This window comes from Bradyrhizobium sp. SMVTL-02 (genome assembly GCF_051853005.1).
In the GTDB taxonomy this organism is placed as follows: Bacteria; Pseudomonadota; Alphaproteobacteria; order Rhizobiales; family Xanthobacteraceae; genus Bradyrhizobium.
Map to the genome: position 1 here is coordinate 3,472,444 of NZ_CP182469.1, position 17,117 is coordinate 3,489,560.

The following is a 17,117-nucleotide window of genomic DNA, read 5'->3' on the forward strand; positions in this document are numbered from 1 at the left end:
CGGGGTGAACGAGAACATCGCTTGCGAGCTGGAGCCCGGGCCGGACACCCGTCTGGTCGATCGGCGTCGGGCAGCCGCCTATGTCGGCGTGACCGCCGGGCGCTTCGAGCAATTGGTGCGCGACAACGTCGTGCCGCCGCCGGTCATGGTGGACAACAAGCGGCGCTGGCCAATCGCCTTGCTCGATGTCGCGAGGGAAGCCGTCGCCAGCAGCATGCCGTGCCTGCCGCAGGTGATGACCGACGCCGCGCCGGAGGCGCTCCCTTGCGAGCGCGATCCGGCGCCGGCCGCGCATGAATTGCCCGATCAGGCCTGGTTCGAGCAGCGCGCGCGATTCGTGCAGCGTGTGCGCCGCTCGCTGCTCTCGGGCAACGAGATCCGCCTGCTGCGCGAGTTCAAGCTGCTCAAGCAGAACCAGATCAGCATGTTCGGCTATTACGGCAGCTTCGAAGCGCTGATGGTGCGCGGCTACATCGTCGAGATCGATCGCAAGCCGCCGTCGAGCCGGCCGCTGGTGACCTATCGCCTGACCGAGCGCGGCGAGCAGGTGATATCGGCGCTGAAGGACGAGCCGCTGATGTGAGCGGCCGCTGGTTCGAGATGTTCCGGTTGGACGCGTTACGACTTCCGCGAACGCGAGAGGTCGCTCCTCAACGCCTCCAGCTCCCTGTGGACCGCGCGCGCGGCGTCGCGCTCGATCTTGCGGTAGCGCGCGACGAGCTTCTCGCCGAATGGCGTGAGCATCGCGCCGCCGCCGTTCTTGCCGCCGGCCTGCGGCTCGACCACGGCATGCCCGCAGATGCGCTTGATCTCGTCGACGAGGTCCCAGGCGCGCTTGTAGGACATGTCCATGGCCCGGCCCGCCGCCGAGATCGAGCCTTGGTCGCGAATCTGCTCAAGCAGCTCGATCTTGCCGGGGCCGATCCGGTCCTCGTTGTCGAGGTCGATGCGAAGGCTCAATTGGGGAAGCGGTTTGGCGCTGGCGCGCGGCATGACGAGGACTCTTGGATCAATTCGCAACCGAGATTGCCACTCCTGCCTGCGGTGGACAAGGTGAGCGCGCGGCCCGTCATCACCTCACGGCGTGCATCTCCAGGAACGCCTTCACGCCGGTCACGGTGCCCGTATCCGACGGCACGTAGCCGGGCAGGGTGGCGACGGCGGCGCGGAAATCGGCGCTGCGGATGATCTCGAGGATGCGCTGCATCGGGGCGGTATCGAGGAAGGCGCGCTTGCAGACGAAGAAGTAGTCCTCTGTGAGGAGGCGGATGAAGTCGAGGCCGAACTGTCGCGCGGCCGCCTCGACGCCGAAGCATGCATCCGCCATGCCGCTGGCGACATAGGCCGCGACGGCGGCGTGGGTGAACTCGATCTGCTGCGCGCCGTTGATCCTGCTTTCGTCGATGCCGTTTGCGGCGAGCAACTGGTCGAACAAGAGCCGCGTGCCGGAATCATTGTCGCGGTTGACGAAGCGGACGTTCGGCTTGGTGAGGTCGTGAAGCGACGCGATGCGCAGCGGATTGCCGCGGGCGACCATCAGGCCCATCTCGCGCGTGACGAAGCTGATGATGCGGTCCTCGCGCGGATCGAGCCATTCGCGCGCAGCCTTGATGCCCTGGGCGCGCAGCGCGCCGTGCGGCAGATGCAGGCCGGAGAGGTCACAGGCGCCTTGCGCCAGCGAGACCAGCGAGTGCTGGTTGCTGACGTAGCGGAGATCGACGCCAATGCCGGGCTCGCGATCGAGGAACTCGCGCAGCTTCGCGACCGCAAAGCCGTGGCTGGCATGGACCCGGATCACGGAGGGGCGCTGCTCGAGGAACGGCTTGATCTCGCTGGCGAGCTCCTGCGCCAGGTTTTCGAGCTGTGGCCCGAGCCGTGCCTGCATGCGCTCGCCGGCCCACACCAGCCGCTCGCCGAACGGCGTGAGTTTCGAGCCCCTGCCGCGCTGGGTCTCCACAAGGGGAGTTCCGAAGAACTCGGACCATTGCTCGATCAGATTCCAGACATGGCGATAGGAGAGGTGCGCGTCGCTGGCGGCGCTGGTGATCTTGCCGGTCTTCCGGATTTCGTTGAGCACGCCGAGCATGACGCCGACGGTGCGCGGGCTGCCCTCCCGGCGAAACCGCCAGACAGCCTCGATCTCGATCTGGAGCATTGGCTTCCTTATGAACCAGGCTTCATATATTCGGCGTCCATCTGCAGATCATATCATATTTACTCCGGCCAACATGCGCCTATTCTGGCATACCAGAACAGGAGGAAATATGATGTCGGTTGCATATGACTTCGCACATTCGCCGGCCACCGAGTTCATGGCCCGGCCACAGCATCTGCTCATCGACGGCCGCCGCGTCCCCGCCAGCTCCGGCCGCACCTTCAAATCCCTCAATCCGGCCACCGGGCAGGTCATCGCCACCGTCGCGGAGGGTGGCGAGGCCGATGTCGAGCATGCTGTGGCCGCGGCGCGCAGGGCCTTGGAAGGCCCGTGGCGCACGATGCGCGCCTCCGAACGCGGGCAAATCCTGCTGCGCTGGGCGGATCTGCTCAAGGCACACGCCGAAGACATCATCGAGCTCGAATCGATTGATGCCGGCAAGCCCATCGCCGCGACGATGCGCCAGGACTTTCCGGCGGCCGTCGACACGCTGATCTATTACGCCGGCTGGGCCGACAAGATCAGCGGCGACGTCGTGCCGGTGCGGGAAGACGCGCTGACTTACACCATGCGCGAGCCGGTCGGCGTAGTCGCGGCGATCGTGCCGTGGAATTTCCCGCTGATGATCGGGATGTGGAAGCTGGCGCCGGCGCTCGCCTGCGGCTGTACCATCGTGATGAAGCCGGCCGAGCTGACCTCGCTCTCGGCGCTGCGCATCGCCGAGCTTGCACTCGAAGCCGGGCTGCCGGCGGGCGTGTTCAACGTCGTAACCGGCCCCGGCCGCGTCGTCGGCGACGCGCTGGTCAATCATCCCGATGTCGACAAGGTCACCTTCACCGGCTCGCCCGGTGTGGGGCGCGGAATCATGAAAGGCGCGGCCGGCAACTTCAAGCGCGTCTCGCTCGAGCTCGGCGGCAAATCGGCCAATGTCATTTTCGACGATGCCGACCTCGAAGCAGCGAGCAAGGCGGCGGCCTCCGGCATCTTCTTCAATGCCGGCCAGGTCTGCTCGGCCGGCTCTCGCGTGCTGGTGCAGGAGAAGGCCTATGACGAGGTCGTCGAGCGACTGGCTGCGCGCGCCAAATCGCTCAGGATCGGCGATCCGCTCGACCGCAAGACGGCGCTCGGCCCCGTCATCTCCGAGAAGCAGATGAAGTCGATTCTCGACTATGTCGATATCGGCCAGCGGGAGGGCGCGAGCCTCGTCACCGGCGGCACGCGGGTCGGCGAACGCGGCTACTTCGTCAGCCCGACGGTGTTCGCGGATGTCGCGCACGAGATGCGGATCTCGCAGGAGGAGATATTCGGACCCGTCGTCAGCGTCATCAAGTTCAGGGACGAGACCGATGCGCTCAGGATCGCTAACGGCACGGCCTACAGCCTCGCCGCGGGCGTCTGGAGCCGCGACAACGGCAAGCTGCAGCGCTTCGCCAAGCGGGCGCGCGCAGGCACGGTCTGGATGAACACTTATGGTTACACCGACGTGCGCCTGCCCTGGGGCGGCGAGCGCGATTCCGGCCTCGGCCGCGAGCACGGCACCGCCGCGCTCGACAATTTCACCGAGCCCAAGGCTGTCTGGATGCATCTGGCCGTCTGAGTACCTCCCGATCGGCCAATCCTGGGCCCGCCTGATCGTCCGGTCAGGCGGGCTCTTTTTTCAAGATCGATAAAATTGTCTGCATCCGGCTCAGCGGCCGCAAACCCTCTCGACAAGAAGCCTGGCGCCTTAAACCAGAACTTTGGAACCGACCTGCATCCTGCCCGCAAAAGGGCAGGGCATCATCATGTCAGTCTTCAGGGAGATCGTCGTGGCGGTTGCGGGAGTGTACGCGCTCCTGTTCGCCTGCGACGCAGTGTTCGGCGTCGGCGAGGCGCGATTCGACGACGCCTATTACAGCGCCAGCTTCTACGCACCCAAGCCGAAGGAGTTTCGGTTCGCGAGCGACACGCCGCCGGCGGTCCGCGTCAGCGACGCGTTCGCGCAATTTGCGCCGGGCGATGCCAAGCCGAACAGGCGCTACTCGTCGCTGACCACGATCATTCGCTGAAGCAGCTCAGCCGCCCTGGAGCCAATCCGCGAGGCCGCGCCATAGCGTGTCGCGGTGCGCGGGGCCGAAGAAGCCGAAATGGCCGATGGCTTTCGCGCCGACGTCGGACGGTTTCACCGTCAATACCTCCGGCTTGATCGCGGTGAATCCGCCTGTGAGCAGTGCCGCGTCCATCGACGGAAGATGTCTTGCCGGTTTCCTCGCTCCCCCAGCAAGTGCGAATTCGGCTTTGGCCGCAAGGGTTTGCAATGCGAAACGGATTTACAACTGGCGATGTCGTGCCAGCCTGTGTATAAGGCGGCCCTCGCAACCCCTAGATCAGGTTGTGCTTTTTGCTTCACGGAGAGATTGCGATGTCCGAGCGGTGGACGCCCGAGTCCTGGCGCAGCAAGCCGGTGCTACAGGTGCCCGACTATCCCGACGCCAAGGCCCTGGCCGACGTCGAGGCGCAGCTTGCGACCTTTCCGCCGCTGGTATTCGCGGGCGAGGCGCGCAATCTGAAGAAGGCGCTGGGCCGGGTTGCGGCCGGGGAGGCCTTCCTGCTCCAGGGCGGCGACTGCGCCGAGAGCTTTGCCGAGCACGGCGCCAACAACATCCGCGACTTCTTCCGCGTGCTGCTGCAGATGGCGGTGGTGCTGACCTACGCCGGCGCCGTTCCCGTGGTGAAGGTCGGCCGCATCGCCGGCCAGTTCGCAAAGCCGCGGTCCTCGCCGACCGAGAAGGTGAACGGTGTCGAACTGCCGAGCTATCGCGGCGACATCGTCAACGACATCGCCTTCACGAAGGAAGCGCGCGTGCCGGATCCACAGCGCCAGCTGATGGCCTATCGCCAGTCGGCCGCGACGCTGAACCTGCTGCGCGCCTTCGCCACCGGCGGCTACGCCAATCTCGGCAGCGTGCATCAATGGATGCTCGGCTTCCTCAAGGATAGTCCGCAGTCCCGCCGCTACAAGGAATTGGCTGACCGCATCTCGGAGGCTCTAAATTTCATGCGCGCGTGCGGCCTCGATCTCGAGGCCCATCCCGAGCTCCGCTCGACCGATTTCTACACCAGCCACGAGGCGCTGCTGCTCGGCTACGAGCAGGCCATGACGCGCGTCGATTCCACCACCGGCGACTGGTATGCAACTTCGGGCCACATGATCTGGATCGGCGACCGCACCCGCCAGCTCGATCACGGCCATGTCGAATATTTCCGCGGCATCAAGAATCCGATCGGGCTCAAATGCGGCCCGTCGCTGAAGCCCGACGAGCTGTTGAAGCTGATCGACGTGCTCAACCCCGACAACGAGCCCGGCCGGTTGACGCTGATCGGCCGCTTCGGCTCCGACAAGGTCGGCGAGCATCTGCCGAACATGATCCGCGCCGTGCAGCGCGAGGGCAAGGTGGTGGTCTGGTCGTGTGATCCCATGCACGGCAACACCATCACGTCGACGTCGGGCTACAAGACGCGGCCGTTCGACCGCATCCTGTCCGAGGTAAAGTCGTTCTTCGCGATCCACGCCGCCGAAGGCACCCATGCCGGCGGCGTGCATCTGGAGATGACCGGCAAGGACGTCACCGAATGCCTCGGCGGCGCCCGCGCGATCACGGACGAGGATCTCAACGACCGCTACCACACGGTCTGCGATCCGCGCCTCAACGCCGAGCAATCCATCGACATGGCCTTCCTGGTCGCCGAGCTGCTGAAGCAGGAACGCGCCGGCAAGACCAAGCCGATGCCGGCCGCAGCGGGGCTCTAGGACCTTGCTGCGAATCTGGAAGGCCACGATCAATTCCCGCAACGGTCTGGCTTTTGCGTTCCGTTCGGAGCAGGCCATCCGCGAGGAGATATTTGCGCTGCTCCTGTCGCTGCCGCTGGCCTGGTTCATCGGCGCGACAGTGATGCGCGCGGTCGAGCTGATCTGTGCGGTCGCGTTCGTGCTGACGGTCGAGCTGCTCAACACCGCGATCGAGAAGCTCGCCGACCGCCTGACCATGGACCATGACAAGCAGATCGGGCGCGTCAAGGACATGGGCTCGGCGGCCGTCGGCGTGGCGCTGCTGATGGCGGGCGCGTTCTGGATCTTCGCCATCGTCGAGCGGTTGGGTTTCGTCTAGCCACTGGAAGCGGAAAAGGGCGCCATGACCGAACGTCTCAACGCATTCGCGGTCACGCTCGCCCAGCTCAATCCGACCGTGGGCGACATCGAGGGCAATGCCGCGAAGGTGCGTGCCGCGCGCGCGCAGGCCAAGTCGGACAGTGCCGATCTCGTGCTGTTCCCGGAATTGTTCATCGCCGGCTATCCGCCGGAAGATCTGGTGGAGAAGCCGGCGTTCCAGGCGGCCTGCCGCGTCGCGATCGAAGCGCTCGCGCGCGAGACCGGCGACGGCGGGCCGGCCATGCTGATCGGCACGCCCTGGGTCGAGGACGGCAGGCTCTACAATGCCTGCGCGCTGCTCGACGACGGCCGCATCGCTGCACTTCGCTTCAAGTGCAATCTGCCGAATTACGGCGTGTTCGACGAGAAGCGGCTGTTTGCGCGGGGACCTGCGGCCGGCCCGGTCACGGTGCGCGGCGTTCGCATCGGCGTGCCGATCTGCGAGGACATCTGGCTCGAGGAGTCCGAGGACTACGAGAACGTGATCGAGACGCTGGCGGAGACCGGCGCCGAGATCATTTTGGTGCCGAACGGCTCGCCTTACGCCCGCGACAAGAGCGACGTACGCCTGTCGGTCGCGGTTGCGCGCGTCACCGAGAGCGGCCTGCCGCTGGTCTATCTCAACCAGGTTTGCGGCCAGGACGAATTGGTGTTCGACGGCGCGTCCTTCGCACTCAATGGCGACCTCTCGCTTGCGGCGCAACTGCCGGCGTTCGAGGAGAATATCACCACGCTCCGCTTCACCCGAAACGGCGATGACTGGCGCTGCACGGGGCCGATCGCGGAGCAGGTCGAGGGCGACAAGGCCGATTACGCCGCCTGCGTGCTGGGCCTGCGCGACTATGTCGGCAAGAACGGTTTTCCGGGCGTGCTGCTCGGCATCTCCGGCGGCATCGATTCCGCGCTGTGCGCCGCGATCGCCGTCGATGCGCTCGGCGCCGACCAGGTGCACGGCGTGATGCTGCCTTATCGCTACACGGCGGCACACTCGATCGCTGATGCCGGCGAGCTCGCCGGCCATCTCGGCATCCGCTACGAGGTGCTGCCGATCGCGGAAGCCGTGACCGGATTCGAGACGATCCTGTCCGGCATCTTCAAGAACCTGCCGCCAGATATCACCGAGGAGAACCTCCAGGCCCGCACCCGCGGCACGCTGCTGATGGCAATCTCCAACAAGACCGGCCTGATGGTGGTGACGACAGGCAACAAGTCGGAGATGTCGGTGGGCTACGCCACACTGTATGGCGACATGAACGGCGGCTTCAACCCGATCAAGGACATCTACAAGACGCAGGTGTTTCGCTTGGCGAGCCTTCGTAACGGCTGGAAGCCGGATGGCGCGCTCGGGCCCGCGGGCGAGGTGATCCCGCCCGATATCATCACGCGTCCGCCGACCGCGGAACTGCGCGAGAACCAGACCGATCAGGATTCATTGCCGCCTTACGACGTGCTCGATGCCATTCTCGAACGTCTGGTCGAGCGCGAGGAGCCGGTCGAGGCGATCATCGCCGCCGGCTTCGACCGCGACACGGTCACCCGCATCGACCATCTGCTCAACGTCGCCGAATACAAGCGCCGCCAGGCCGCGCCCGGCGTGAAGGTGACACCCAGGAATTTCGGCCGCGACCGCCGCTATCCCATCACCAATCGCTTTCGCGACAGGGGTGAGAAGCTGCCGGCCCCGGACGAGACGCTGGTCTCGCGCGGAAGCAAGGCATCGATCGACGCGTTCGAGGGCTGAAGTCCCACTGAGCGACGGCCGGCCTATGACGGGGTCGCGAAAAACAGCACCCGCAGGAAGTGCGTGTATTCGGATTCGAGCACCATGATCGACACGAATACCATTACCGCGATCGGCGGCAGCAGGATGGCATAGGCCAACGCCAGCCGCTCCCAGGCCATGTGCATGAACACGGCGACGATCAGGCCGGCCTTCAATATCATGAACAGCAGGATCAGAGACCACCTCAGATAACCGTGCAGGCCGAAGTAGTCGACGAGATAGGAGCACGTGCTGAGGACGAACAACCAGCCCCAGACCACGAGGTAGAGCTTGATCGGGTGCTGTTGACCCGTGGCATGAACGGCTCCCGTTGCGACTGCGCCATGCGCCGGAGCGTGGAGCTGACCTTCCATGTGTACCGCCGCGTTTGTCATGCGCCGACCTCACCAAAGGTAGAAGAATGCAAAGATGAAGACCCACACGAGATCGACGAAGTGCCAGTACAGGCCCGTGATCTCGACGATCTCGTAGTACCCCTTGCGGCTCGTGAAGAAACCGCGCCTCTCGACATCGAAGTCTCCCCGCCAGACTTTTCGCGCGATCGCGATCAGGAACATCACGCCGATCGTCACGTGAGTGCCGTGGAAACCCGTGATCATGAAAAAGCTCGAGCCAAACTGCGCCGCGCCCCATGGATTACCCCAGGGCCGAACGCCCTCCATGATCAGCTTGGTCCATTCGAAGGCCTGCATTCCGACGAAGGTTGCGCCGAAGGCCGCAGTGACCAGCATCAGGATTGCGGTTCTCACGCGATCGCGGCGGTAGCCGAAATTGACCGCCATCGCCATTGTTCCGCTGCTGCTGATCAGCACGAAGGTCATGATGGCGATCAGGATCAGGGGGATGTGCTTGCCCCCGATATTGAGGGCGAAGACCTCGCTGGGGTTCGGCCACGGCTCGGTCGTCGACATGCGCGCCGTCATGTAGGAGAGCAGGAAGCAACTGAAGATGAAGGTGTCGCTGAGGAGGAAGATCCACATCATTGCCTTGCCCCAGGACACGTTCTTGAACGCGCGCTGGTCCGACGCCCAGTCGGCGGCGATGCCGCGCCAGCCTTCAAGCCGCGCACTCGATTGGGCAGAATTTGTCAGCACGGTCTCAGCCATCTTGTGTTGCCTCCCTAGCTCAGCAACCGGCGGCAGATGTCGACGAAATCATCGGTCCAGCCGGTGAGAAGACCGAGCAGGACGAGCCAGACCAGCAGCAGGAAATGCCAGTAGATGGCGCACAGTTCCACGCTCAATCGCATCTCGGCGATCTCGGCGCCACGCCACATCCTGGCTGAGGTGCGGCCCAGGGCCACCAGGCCGCCGGTCAGATGCAGCCCGTGAACCGCGGTCAGCAGGTAAAAGAAGGCATTCGCCGGATTGGATGCCACGAAATATCCGGCAGCCCCGAGCTGGTGCCAGGCCAGGAGCTGTCCGGCGAGGAAGATCACGGCAGATGCTCCGCCAGCGAGCAGACCGATCATGACGCTCTCAGGGTCGTGTCGCCGAGCAGCCACGTACGACCATTGCAGCGCGACACTGCTCAGGACCAGCACGCCCGTGTTGACCCACAGCAGCCGCGGGACCGGCAGGGGCCGCCAGTCCACCACGCTCATGCGCATCGAGTAGGCACTGATGAAGAGGACGAATAATGTGCTCGCGACAGCGAGGAACACGCCAAGTCCGACCTTCACTGCCGGCCAGGTCATGGCATCACCGCCGGGGAAGTCGCCGACCGCGCCTTCCTCCAGCCAAGGCTTGGCCATCAGCCGCTGCTGCGACAGCCACCATCCGGCGATCACCGCAAGCACAGCCAGGAACAGGATGATGGCGCTCACGAAGCAGCTCCCTGAACGAGCTGCGTCGCGCGTGGCGGCTGGTTCTGCGGAATGAAGTCCTCCGCGGCGCCGGGCACACTGTAATCATAGGCCCAGCGGTACACGACCGGGAGCTCCTTGCCCCAGTTGCCGTGTCCTGGAGGCGTCTCCGGCGTCTGCCACTCCAGCGTCGTCGCGCGCCACGGATTGCCGCCCGAGGGCTCACCTTTGAACAGGCTCCAGGCGAGATTGAACAGGAACACCATCTGGCTGAAGCCGACGGTCAAGGCCACCACGGAGATGAAGGCGTTCAGCGAATGGGCCGAGGACGGGATAAACGTCGTATCTCCGAGTTCGAAATACCGGCGCGGAACCCCGAGCAGTCCGAGATAGTGCATCGGGAAGAAGATCAGGTAGGCGCCGAGGAAGGTGACCCAGAAGTGAAACTTGCCGAGGGCCTCGTTCAGCATCCGCCCCGTGACCTTGGGGTACCAATGATAGATCGCGCCGAGCACGACCATGATCGGCGCCACCCCCATCACCATGTGGAAGTGCGCGACCACGAACATGGTGTCCGAGAGAGGCACGTCCACGACGACGTTGCCGAGGAAGAGGCCGGTGAGCCCGCCGTTCACGAAGGTGATGATGAATCCCAGGGCGAACAGCATCGGCACCCTGAGGTGAATGTCGCCGCGCCACAAGGTCAGCACCCAGTTATAGACCTTGATCGCGGTGGGGATGGCGATGATGAGCGTCGTGGTGGCGAAGAAGTACCCGAATTGCGGGAACATGCCGCTCACATACATGTGGTGCGCCCAGACGATGAAGCTGAGCGCGCCGATGCCCACGATCGCCCAGACCATCATGCGGTAGCCGAAGATGTTCTTGCGCGCATGGGTGCTGATCAGATCGGAGACGATGCCGAAGGCGGGGAGGGCGACGATGTAGACCTCGGGATGGCCGAAGAACCAGAACAAGTGCTGGAACAGCAGCGGGCTGCCGCCGCCATATTTCGACAGCGTGCCCATCTCGACGAGCGACGGCATGAAGAAGCTGGTTCCCAGCAGACGGTCGAGCAGCAGCATGACCGAGGCAACGAAGAGGGCAGGGAACGCCAGGAGCGCCATGACGGTCGCCGTGAAGATGCCCCACACCGTCAGGGGCAGGCGCATCAAGGTCATGCCGCGGGTGCGCGCCTGGAGCACGGTCACCACGTAATTCAGCCCGCCCATGGTGAAGCCGATGATGAACAGGATCAGGGACGACATCATGAGAATGATGCCCCAGTCCTGCCCGGGCGTTCCGGAGAGGATTGCCTGCGGCGGGTAGAGCGTCCAGCCAGCGCCGGTGGGTCCGCCGGGCACGAAGAACGTCGAGGCCAGCACCAGGACCGCGAGCAGGTAGACCCAGTAGCTCAGCATGTTCACATAAGGAAAGACCATGTCCCGGGCGCCGACCATCAGCGGGATCAGGTAGTTGCCGAAGCCGCCAAGAAACAATGCGGTGAGCAGATAGATCACCATGATCATGCCGTGCATGGTGATGAACTGGAGGTACTGGTTGGCATCGATGAAAGAGAAGGTGCCGGGGAATCCCAGTTGCAGCCGCATCAGCCAGGACAGCACCAGGGCCACCAGCCCGATGGCGGTTGCCGTCAACGAATACTGAATGGCGATCACCTTGGCATCCTGCGAGAAGACATACCGTGTCCACCAGCTCCTCGGATGATAGAGCTCGACGTCGGGTACTTCGGCGGGCGGGACGCCTGCGATCCCTTCATATGGAATATCGACCATAGAAACCTCCTCGGTCGTTTCCATCGGGGGTGAGGGGTTGGCCTCATGCACCCGATTCGGCTTCGCGGCGGCAGCTTGCTACTTGCCGCCGGATTGGTACGTCGCCTTCACGACGGCTCTTGCAGGCGACAATTCGGCGAACGTCTTCTGTTGCTCCAGCCAGGCGTGATATTCACGCTCTTCGTCGACGATGACCTTGGCGCGCATCTGATAGTGAGCAGCGCCACAGAGCTCCGCACAGAGAACATCGAACGTCCCGGTTCGGATCGGCGTTATCCAGAAATAGGTCACCATGCCTGGGACCATGTCCATCTTGGCCCGGAATTCGGGCACGTAGAAATCGTGCAGGACATCGACCGAGCGGAGCAGAACCTTGACCGGCTTTCCCACTTGAAGATGCAGGTCTCCGTTCTCGATCACGACGTCGTCCTGCGCGTGGGCGTCGTCACGATTGAGCCCCATCGGGTTGTCGGAAGCGATGTTGCGGACGTCGGATGTGCCCAACTGCCCATCCTTGCCCGGAAGGCGGAAGCTCCACTGCCATTGCTGGCCCATGACCTCGACTTCGGTGGCATCCGCAGGCACCGTCACGAACTGGTGCCAGACCACGAGGCCGGGCGCCAGCATGGCCGCGACACCGACGCCGGTCCCGACAGTCAGCCACCACTCGAGCCTCTTGTTTTCCGGATTGTAGTCAGCCCGTCGTCCCTCTTTGTGGTGAAAGCGGAAGACGCAGTAAGCCATGAAGGCAATGACTGCGACGAAGACGAAGCCCGTGATCCAGAACGTGATGTTGATGGTGTGGTCGATATAGGCCCAGTTCGTGGCGATCGGCGTCCACCACCACGGGCTGTAGATGTGAAACAGCACCGAGCCGATTGCGACCAGAAGCAGTATCAGTGCGACAGCCATCCTGATCCATCCTTGCCATCGAAGGCTATGGATACGAATCCGGGGCGGAGCTCATGTCTGTCGCGATGGCTGGCCTTTCTCGGTTGGCAGTCATGCCATCGCCGGCCTTTTGCCTCGCCCATTCCACCGGCCGCGAAATCAAGAGAAAGCGCTCGCGACCAAACTCCAAGGGCGTCTGCGTCTAAAATGATACCGGCCTAATCCGGCGTCAATAGAGCAAAGTAGGTGCCCCGACGTGGCGTGGTCGCCGTCGCCGGCAAGCCGACAACGCACCAAGTGCGTATGTTGGGTCTCGGTGATGCAACGCACAAATCCGTGCTGATGCACAATTCACCGAACCGTGAGCGCAGCCGTGCCCCGCGCGCGCTAAGCTCGCAAGGCAGGTCGCGACGGGTTCCGTCCGGCCAGGCTCTGTTCGCTGAACCTGGGTTGCCGTACCCGACCATCGCGTTTCCTGCTCGTCAGGCGGACACGCGTGGCTGAAGAGCGCGTGTTATCGAAATCGCGATTTTCAGCACGGGAGGGTCCGTTCATGGCCACTCTGTACTCCCCCGACATCATCAGGCGGCACGTCTTCGGCGAAGCGGCCTCCTATCCCATACGCAAGATCACCTTTTCGGACCTGACCGAGGCGCTGCGCCTGGGTTGGGAGGATTTCCAGGCGATGCCGAGTCACGCGATCGTCGTGTGCGTGATTTATCCCGTTCTCGGTCTCGTCCTGTTCAGGATGGTTCTCGGCTATTCGGTGCTGCCGCTCCTGTTTCCGCTGGCCGCCGGCTTTGCCTTGATCGGGCCCTTCGCCGCGATCGGTCTCTACGAACTCAGCCGTCGTCGCGAGCGTGGCGAGGAGGTCGATGCATCGGATGCGTTCAAGGTGCTGCGCGCACCGTCGTTCGGTGCCATGGTCGAGCTCGGCGTGCTCCTGCTGGTCCTGTTCGGGGCCTGGATCGGTGTCGCGAACGCAATTTATGTCGCGATCTTCGGTCACGCGGCGGCTGCAAGCATTCCCGACTTCGCAACGCGCGTGCTGACCACACCGGAAGGCTGGTCGCTCATCCTCGTCGGTTGCGGTGTCGGCTTCCTGTTTGCGGTTGTGGCCTTGTGCGTCAGCGTCGTGTCGTTTCCGTTGATGCTCGATCGGCATGCGACTGCGATCGACGCGATCCGCACGTCGCTCCGGGCCGTGGGCACCAATCCGGTTGCGATGGCCGGATGGGGCCTCATCGTGGCGGCGCTGCTCGTGATCGGCTCGCTGCCGCTCTTCGTCGGTCTCGCCGTCGTTCTGCCGGTGCTCGGTCATGCCACCTGGCACCTCTATCGGCGGGTGGTCGAGCCCAATCCGAATCCACCGGACGAGCTGCCGCCGCCCCCGAAGGGAAGGCGCTACGCAGCGGACTTTCCGGCTAATCTCTTCCCGTGGAGCCGCGAGGGCGAGTAGCAACGGCGAAACGGCCGCGCTTGGCGGCCGTCTTCACAGCGCATGACGGTTAGGACCTAGTCGTCCGTTAAGAAGGCGAATTGAGCGGGGCGGGACGGCCGAACGTGCGCCATAGCTGGAGCAGGATGAGGCACAAGAGTTCTCTGAGCCAGGCGAGGATGCGGCGGAAGTTGTGGCCCACGGCTGAGAGGATGACGTTAGCCGCATCGCCGGCGCGGCCTTTGAGGTAGCAGCGGCCGAGGTGACCATCGGCCTTCAGGTGTCCGATGATGGGTTCGATGGCGGAGCGGCGGCGCAGCTCGCGCTTGATGACACCGAAGACGCCGCGCTTCTGGCCGGAGATGAAGATCCGTCGGGGATTTTGTGCGTCGTGGCCGCGGTATCCCTTGTCGACATAGGCCCGCTCGATCGCGCAGCCGGTGAGTGTCTCGGTGCGGTCGATGACGTCCCGCAAGGTGTGACCGTCGTACGGGTTATCGGGTAGCGCCCTGGCGTGCAGCACGAACAGGCCCCCGGGAGAACGGCGGTTGTTGGTGACGATGGAGGCTTTGACGCCGATCTATGGACCACGCCCGCGTTGCAAGAGGAATCGACAAAGGGATGAAGCGGTTTGCGCCAATCTATCCGGCTTCAATTTGGGGCTGTTGCCCCGAGCCATCATGGATATCCGCTCACTTCTGTCCTCAATAACTCGCCGGCCTCAAGAAGGGCCATGGAGTCGAACCAGGCTTCAGAAGTGTCGGTGGAACCGTTTCTCCATTCGTCCTTTCCGTCTCGCAAACCTCGGCGGGTTATTGTGCCTTCTGATCCCGACCTTGGATTTTCCTTTCCGGCCCTGTTTCTTATGCGGTGCGGCCCAGGAGGTTGGCGTCGTAGTCACGGCCCTTTGCGAGCATGCTCCAGGCCATGCGCGCAAGTTTTGCGGCCAGGGCAACAACCAAGACATTGGAGTGGAGCCGCTTCGACGCTGCCTCTAACCAGGCTGCGAAGCCATGCCGAGGCCAACTCTGACGCTGCAGAAGTACGGCTCTGGCACCTTGAATAAACAGCGTTCGCAGGTACCGATTACCGCGCCTCGATATGCGCCCGAGAATGGTTCGATCGCCGGTCGAGATTTGCTTTGGTACCAGACCAAGTCATGCTGCAAAGTCTCGGCCTTTATGGAAGGCATCACCGGTTCCGATGGCGGCGACCATCGCGCTTGAGATGATCGGCCCGACGCCGGGCGCACTCATTAGGCGGCGACAGTGTGGATCTTGATCAGCGAGTTCGTCGATTTCTTTCGTCATTGACGCGACCCGTCGGTCGAGATAGCGCCAGTCCTCGGCCAAGTCCTGAATGAGCTGGATCACGCGAGGCGATAAGTTGTCGTTTGGCGCTGAGAGAATCTGAGGAAGTGCCAGTCGGAGTGCTGCCGCTCCCTGCCGCACTGGTAGCCCTCGCTCAAGCAAAAAGCCCCGGATTTGATTGATGACCGCCGTTCTCTGCGTCACCAATCGACTGCGAACTCTGTGTAGTGCCTGTAAATCAAGTTGTTCGGCTGACTTCACTGGAACGAACCGCATTGTCGGCCGCTGAGCGGCCTCGGCGATCGCTTCAGCATCCCGAAAGTCATTCTTGTGACCCTTGAGGTATGGTTTGACGTACTGCGCCGGCAAGAGCCGTACTTGATGGCCTAATTTCTCGAGCCTGCGCCCCAGATGATGTGCGCCTGCACACGCCTCCATTCCGATCAGACAACGCGGAATATTGCCCAGCGACTGGTCAAGCTGATTTCTCGACCGCTTCTTGCGTAGCGTAATTGCGCCTGTGGCATCGAGACCGACGACGTGGAATGTGTTCTTCCCGAGATCGATGCCGATTGTGACAAGGTTCGTATTCGACATGGCTTGCGCTCCTGCTGCTGCCCCCCGCCGGGCTGCACGTTGCCGCTGAGAGCGGGCGTGGTCCATGCCATTAACTCGTAAGGCGCGGCTGCTTTGCCCTTGCCGATGCACTCCACCTCCGGGGCGTGGAAGGAATAAAGCTTGAAGCCGCGCTGGCGTTGCTGCTGCGAGCGGATCTGCGAGGCCCGGCTGAGCGGGAGGGCGAACGTGTTCTCAAGCACAGCCTGACCTTCGATCTTGCGGCGGATATCGCGGATGATCCGGCCCAGTCGGCTGCGCAGGATGCGCAACTGCCGCTGATGCCGCTTGAATTGCTTGGCATGGCCGTAGCGTCCCGCCATCATTGTCGCGGTTTTGGCAATGCGCAGATAGGACTGCCGCAGCTTGACCCCGTGCTTCCTCGCCAGACGGTTGAGCCCCTTGATCGCCGCGTGCAAGAGCTTGGCATCGGTCGGGAAGGTGATCGCCTTCGGCTGCACGGTGGTATCGACTGTGACCCGCTTGATGTCCTGGCTGCGTAACGCGCCGGCCTCGTGTGCCACCCGCAAGCTCTCGGCCAGCAACAGCTCCAGCTTGTCGCCGAGCCGCTTGCGCCAGTGGCTCAGGTCCGAGCGCTCGTGCGGGAATGCGTGCTGGAAGAACTCTTCGCCGGTGAAGTACTGGAAATATGGGTCGTGGACCCAGCGCTCGCACACCCCCTCATCGGACAGCCCGTAAATGTGCTTGAGCAGCAACAGCCCGATCATGAAGCGGCTCGCGATCCCGGGCCGACCATTCTCGCTATAGAGCGGCGCGATCTCGCCGTCGATCCAGTCCCAATCGACCTTGCCGGCGAGCTGAACCAGCTCGTGCTTCATATTGATGATTTGGTCCAGCCTGGCCCGGAACAGATCGCCCGATCCCGTCGTCCTGTGCTTCTTCGGTCGCATCGCCACCTCCGATGTGATGACGGAATCATGGTTGGCGATTCGACGGAATCTTGAGGGTTCTGTGAGGTCGCGTGGCAGGCGCGAGCCGCGCGCTCTGTGGTGCGTGCGACCTCATAGAAGCCGGATTGAACGAAGCTGCGGAGTTGTGGGCGCTATGGGAATAGTGCAGCGGGTGCGGCTGCGGGGAACGCTCGCCTGTGGTCGCCGCGCGTCCGCGAGTCATTC

At 63.5% G+C, this 17,117-nt stretch carries 14 protein-coding genes and 4 pseudogenes; 7 read left to right on the forward strand and 11 right to left on the reverse strand.

The genetic code is table 11. The features are described 5' to 3' along the window. Window positions 1-4 precede the first annotated feature (4 nt). Complete coding sequence (locus ACNJYB_RS16120) at window positions 5-583, forward strand: hypothetical protein (RefSeq protein WP_439374840.1); 579 nt, start codon at window positions 5-7, stop codon at window positions 581-583. A 35-nt stretch (window positions 584-618) separates the two neighbouring features. Here ACNJYB_RS16120 and ACNJYB_RS16125 read toward each other — a convergent pair whose 3' ends face one another. Next, window positions 619-993 carry a winged helix-turn-helix domain-containing protein gene (locus ACNJYB_RS16125; RefSeq protein WP_439374841.1) on the reverse strand — a complete coding sequence of 125 codons (375 nt, stop codon included), beginning with the start codon at window positions 991-993 and terminating at the stop codon, window positions 619-621. A 79-nt stretch (window positions 994-1,072) separates the two neighbouring features. Then, the gene (locus tag ACNJYB_RS16130) at window positions 1,073-2,155 is read right to left on the reverse strand and encodes a substrate-binding domain-containing protein (RefSeq protein ID WP_439374842.1); all 1,083 of its coding nucleotides are present in this window, start codon (window positions 2,153-2,155) and stop codon (window positions 1,073-1,075) included. A gap of 112 nt (window positions 2,156-2,267) precedes the next feature. Between ACNJYB_RS16130 and ACNJYB_RS16135 the strand changes: the two genes are divergently transcribed. Together ACNJYB_RS16135 and ACNJYB_RS16140 are read left to right on the forward strand one after the other, a co-directional pair. Continuing rightward, window positions 2,268-3,752, forward strand: coding sequence for an aldehyde dehydrogenase family protein (locus ACNJYB_RS16135; RefSeq protein WP_439375572.1), 1,485 nt, complete (start codon window positions 2,268-2,270; stop codon window positions 3,750-3,752). A 187-nt stretch (window positions 3,753-3,939) separates the two neighbouring features. Beyond that, on the forward strand, window positions 3,940-4,203 hold the full coding sequence (locus ACNJYB_RS16140) for a hypothetical protein (protein ID WP_439374843.1): 264 nt from the start codon (window positions 3,940-3,942) through the stop codon (window positions 4,201-4,203). A gap of 6 nt (window positions 4,204-4,209) precedes the next feature. Here ACNJYB_RS16140 and ACNJYB_RS16145 read toward each other — a convergent pair. Further along, a pseudogene (locus ACNJYB_RS16145) lies at window positions 4,210-4,365 on the reverse strand (alpha/beta fold hydrolase); the annotation flags it as partial. A 191-nt stretch (window positions 4,366-4,556) separates the two neighbouring features. Here ACNJYB_RS16145 and ACNJYB_RS16150 point away from each other — a divergent pair. Genes ACNJYB_RS16150 through ACNJYB_RS16160 form a run of 3 tightly spaced genes read left to right on the forward strand, consistent with a single transcriptional unit; the run spans window position 4,557 to window position 8,085 of the window. Further along, complete coding sequence (locus ACNJYB_RS16150; protein WP_439374844.1) at window positions 4,557-5,945, forward strand: class II 3-deoxy-7-phosphoheptulonate synthase; 1,389 nt, start codon at window positions 4,557-4,559, stop codon at window positions 5,943-5,945. 4 nt (window positions 5,946-5,949) lie between these two features. Beyond that, entirely contained in the window at window positions 5,950-6,303 is a 354-nt protein-coding gene (locus ACNJYB_RS16155) for a diacylglycerol kinase (RefSeq protein WP_439374845.1), read from the forward strand. A gap of 24 nt (window positions 6,304-6,327) precedes the next feature. Further along, window positions 6,328-8,085 carry an NAD+ synthase gene (locus tag ACNJYB_RS16160; RefSeq protein ID WP_439374846.1) on the forward strand — a complete coding sequence of 586 codons (1,758 nt, stop codon included), beginning with the start codon at window positions 6,328-6,330 and terminating at the stop codon, window positions 8,083-8,085. A 23-nt stretch (window positions 8,086-8,108) separates the two neighbouring features. Here the strand turns inward: ACNJYB_RS16160 and ACNJYB_RS16165 are convergent, their stop codons facing one another. The 5 genes from ACNJYB_RS16165 to ACNJYB_RS16185 all read right to left on the reverse strand — a co-directional run bounded on the left by ACNJYB_RS16165 (window position 8,109) and on the right by ACNJYB_RS16185 (window position 12,639). Continuing rightward, window positions 8,109-8,501 (reverse strand): cytochrome C oxidase subunit IV family protein, encoded by a 393-nt coding sequence (locus ACNJYB_RS16165; protein WP_439374847.1) that lies wholly within the window; start codon window positions 8,499-8,501, stop codon window positions 8,109-8,111. 9 nt (window positions 8,502-8,510) lie between these two features. Further along, window positions 8,511-9,233, reverse strand: coding sequence for a heme-copper oxidase subunit III family protein (locus tag ACNJYB_RS16170; protein ID WP_439374848.1), 723 nt, complete (start codon window positions 9,231-9,233; stop codon window positions 8,511-8,513). 14 nt (window positions 9,234-9,247) lie between these two features. Next, window positions 9,248-9,952: a cytochrome c oxidase subunit 3 gene (locus ACNJYB_RS16175; protein ID WP_439374849.1), complete on the reverse strand. Its 705-nt coding sequence runs from the start codon at window positions 9,950-9,952 to the stop codon at window positions 9,248-9,250. Then, entirely contained in the window at window positions 9,949-11,727 is a 1,779-nt protein-coding gene (locus ACNJYB_RS16180) for a cbb3-type cytochrome c oxidase subunit I (RefSeq protein WP_439374850.1), read from the reverse strand. Before ACNJYB_RS16180 ends, ACNJYB_RS16175 begins: the two co-directional genes overlap by 4 nt. A gap of 78 nt (window positions 11,728-11,805) precedes the next feature. After that, a complete protein-coding gene (locus tag ACNJYB_RS16185) occupies window positions 11,806-12,639 on the reverse strand; it encodes a cytochrome c oxidase subunit II (protein WP_439374851.1) in 834 nt (277 codons plus the stop codon). A gap of 532 nt (window positions 12,640-13,171) precedes the next feature. Between ACNJYB_RS16185 and ACNJYB_RS16190 the strand changes: the two genes are divergently transcribed. Continuing rightward, window positions 13,172-14,077 carry a DUF2189 domain-containing protein gene (locus tag ACNJYB_RS16190; protein ID WP_439374852.1) on the forward strand — a complete coding sequence of 302 codons (906 nt, stop codon included), beginning with the start codon at window positions 13,172-13,174 and terminating at the stop codon, window positions 14,075-14,077. A 67-nt stretch (window positions 14,078-14,144) separates the two neighbouring features. Here ACNJYB_RS16190 and ACNJYB_RS16195 read toward each other — a convergent pair. From ACNJYB_RS16195 to ACNJYB_RS16205, 3 pseudogenes are all read right to left on the reverse strand, one after another. After that, window positions 14,145-14,633: pseudogene (locus tag ACNJYB_RS16195) on the reverse strand (IS5/IS1182 family transposase); the annotation flags it as partial. Between the two features lie 286 nt (window positions 14,634-14,919). Further along, window positions 14,920-15,963, reverse strand: a pseudogene (locus tag ACNJYB_RS16200) (IS110 family transposase). Between the two features lie 23 nt (window positions 15,964-15,986). Then, window positions 15,987-16,892, reverse strand: a pseudogene (locus ACNJYB_RS16205) (IS5 family transposase); the annotation flags it as partial. Window positions 16,893-17,117: the final 225 nt, after the last annotated feature.

What these genes read in the sequence shown, in the direction of transcription:
- ACNJYB_RS16185 (WP_439374851.1), bottom strand. Translation starts at nt 12,639, where the DNA reads ATGGCTGTCGCACTGATACTGCTTCTGGTCGCAATCGGCTCGGTGCTG.
- ACNJYB_RS16180 (WP_439374850.1), bottom strand. Translation starts at nt 11,727, where the DNA reads ATGGTCGATATTCCATATGAAGGGATCGCAGGCGTCCCGCCCGCCGAA.
- ACNJYB_RS16170 (WP_439374848.1), bottom strand. Translation starts at nt 9,233, where the DNA reads ATGGCTGAGACCGTGCTGACAAATTCTGCCCAATCGAGTGCGCGGCTT.
- ACNJYB_RS16135 (WP_439375572.1), top strand. Translation starts at nt 2,268, where the DNA reads ATGTCGGTTGCATATGACTTCGCACATTCGCCGGCCACCGAGTTCATG.
- ACNJYB_RS16150 (WP_439374844.1), top strand. Translation starts at nt 4,557, where the DNA reads ATGTCCGAGCGGTGGACGCCCGAGTCCTGGCGCAGCAAGCCGGTGCTA.
- ACNJYB_RS16160 (WP_439374846.1), top strand. Translation starts at nt 6,328, where the DNA reads ATGACCGAACGTCTCAACGCATTCGCGGTCACGCTCGCCCAGCTCAAT.
- ACNJYB_RS16140 (WP_439374843.1), top strand. Translation starts at nt 3,940, where the DNA reads ATGTCAGTCTTCAGGGAGATCGTCGTGGCGGTTGCGGGAGTGTACGCG.
- ACNJYB_RS16190 (WP_439374852.1), top strand. Translation starts at nt 13,172, where the DNA reads ATGGCCACTCTGTACTCCCCCGACATCATCAGGCGGCACGTCTTCGGC.
- ACNJYB_RS16165 (WP_439374847.1), bottom strand. Translation starts at nt 8,501, where the DNA reads ATGACAAACGCGGCGGTACACATGGAAGGTCAGCTCCACGCTCCGGCG.
- ACNJYB_RS16130 (WP_439374842.1), bottom strand. Translation starts at nt 2,155, where the DNA reads ATGCTCCAGATCGAGATCGAGGCTGTCTGGCGGTTTCGCCGGGAGGGC.
- ACNJYB_RS16125 (WP_439374841.1), bottom strand. Translation starts at nt 993, where the DNA reads ATGCCGCGCGCCAGCGCCAAACCGCTTCCCCAATTGAGCCTTCGCATC.